2 protein-coding genes are annotated in these 1,200 nt (G+C 68.9%); one reads left to right on the plus strand and one right to left on the minus strand.

The features are described 5' to 3' along the window. Nucleotides 1–671: WD40 repeat domain-containing protein (locus EB084_26015; protein NDD31721.1), on the minus strand; the 671-nt coding region annotated here is incomplete at its 3' end. Between the two features lie 195 nt (nt 672–866). Between EB084_26015 and EB084_26020 the strand changes: the two genes are divergently transcribed. After that, nucleotides 867–1,200 (plus strand): hypothetical protein (locus EB084_26020; GenBank protein NDD31722.1); only part of this gene is annotated, 334 nt, incomplete at its 3' end.

A 1,200-nucleotide genomic window follows, 5' to 3' on the forward strand; every position in this document is an offset into this window, starting at 1 on the left:
GTGAAGCGCACCTTCTGGTTCTCGTATCGTGCCGGCAGGCGCTGGGGGGTCTTCCATCGCACGATGCCGCCCGTGTCGCCTGCCGCCGCGATGAGCGTGGTGCCGACGTCGGCCGAGAAAGACCAGAGCGACGGTGTGGCCGCCGCTTCGAACCAGTTGCTGGGGGAAAGGGTGAGGCTCTCGAAGGTGCGAATCGACGGGGTGGCCTGGCTCGGGTTGAGCATGAGCGCGAAGAAGTACGTGTCGTCACCGCTCGGCATCAGGTCGAGGGCGGCGTCGTTCTGCATCGTCTGCTTCACCGCGGGCTGACGCGCCTCGTTGCCCCACAGCCACTTCATCCAGATGTTCCCGGCGGCGTCGCCCATGGCCACGCGCTGCCCGTTGCGGCTCACCGCAAGCGAGATGAGGCCGCTGTCGCTGGTGACCACGTCGCGCATGCGGCGAAGGTCGGGAAACGACCAGAGCACGGCGCGGCCGTCGGCGCCCGCCGAGATCACGAACTCGGTGCTCGGCACGAAGGCGACGCGTGTCACCTCGGCCGCAGATGCCTGAACGCACGGCGGGGTGGTCTCGGCGAGCACCGGCTGGGGGGCGCGGCTGAGAATCGAGGCCGTGGCGGCGACGGCGCCAACGGCGAGGATGGCGAGACGGTTACGAAGCGTTCGCAGCATGGGGGATCTCCTCAGAGAAGATGCAGGTCCCGTTCGAAAGAGGTGCCGAGCGGTGCTGACTGGGGCCCTGCGGTGGAGGGGGCTTACCTCGTGACAGACGAGGCTTCCTGCCGTGCTCTGGACTGTCGACGGGGGACCCGGCGTTTCACGGCTGCACGAGAAGGGCTCGGTTCCGGGGTGCCGAACCCCGTCTGCATGCGTCGACTGCTCGTTCTCGTGCTCTCTCTCGTACTCGTCTCCACGCGCTGCGCCGCGTGCGCTCCCGCTGCGGGCGGCGCATCGACGGCGCCCCGCGGCACCGCCACGCTCGAGGCGAAGGTGCGGGCGCGGCTCGCGGCCTCGCGAGGAAGGCTGGTGGCGGGTATCGCCATCGTGCACGTCGAGGGGGGAGAACGGCTCTTCATCGATGCCGAGCGCCCCTATCCGCTGGCCAGTGTCTTCAAGCTCCCGGTTCTCGTCGAGGTGGGACGCAGGCTGCAGGCGGGCACGATGAAGCTCGACGACCTGCTCACGGTGCGCGAGGAGATGA

The sequence above is a fragment of the Pseudomonadota bacterium genome (assembly GCA_010028905.1).
In the GTDB taxonomy this organism is placed as follows: domain Bacteria; phylum Vulcanimicrobiota; class Xenobia; order RGZZ01; family RGZZ01; genus RGZZ01.